Source organism: Aeromonas sp. 603404 (genome assembly GCF_049171775.1).
Taxonomy (GTDB): Bacteria; Pseudomonadota; Gammaproteobacteria; order Enterobacterales; family Aeromonadaceae; genus Aeromonas; species Aeromonas veronii_A.
The window spans coordinates 1-620 of the sequence record NZ_JAAKPE010000029.1 but is presented as its reverse complement, the minus strand read 5'-3'; the positions used below and the strand labels follow the sequence as shown (position 1 = coordinate 620).

Below are 620 nucleotides of genomic sequence, written 5' to 3'. Positions count from 1 at the left end.
CCTATCAACGTTGTGGTCTCCAACGGCCCTTTAGGACCCTCAAGGGGTCAGGGATGACTCATCTCAGGGCTCGCTTCCCGCTTAGATGCTTTCAGCGGTTATCGATTCCGAACTTAGCTACCGGGCAGTGCCACTGGCGTGACAACCCGAACACCAGAGGTTCGTTCACTCCGGTCCTCTCGTACTAGGAGCAACTCCCTTCAATCATCCAACGCCCACGGCAGATAGGGACCGAACTGTCTCACGACGTTCTGAACCCAGCTCGCGTACCACTTTAAATGGCGAACAGCCATACCCTTGGGACCGACTTCAGCCCCAGGATGTGATGAGCCGACATCGAGGTGCCAAACACCGCCGTCGATATGAACTCTTGGGCGGTATCAGCCTGTTATCCCCGGAGTACCTTTTATCCGTTGAGCGATGGCCCTTCCATTCAGAACCACCGGATCACTATGACCTACTTTCGTACCTGCTCGACCTGTCCGTCTCGCAGTTAAGCTGGCTTATGCCATTGCACTAACCTCCTGATGTCCGACCAGGATTAGCCAACCTTCGTGCTCCTCCGTTACTCTTTGGGAGGAGACCGCCCCAGTCAAACTACCCACCAGGCACTGTCCGCG

Annotated in this window: 1 rRNA gene; it reads right to left on the bottom strand. The window is 55.8% G+C overall.

The window, feature by feature from the left end:
* A 23S ribosomal RNA gene (locus G5306_RS20360) occupies positions 1 to 620 on the bottom strand; the annotation flags it as partial.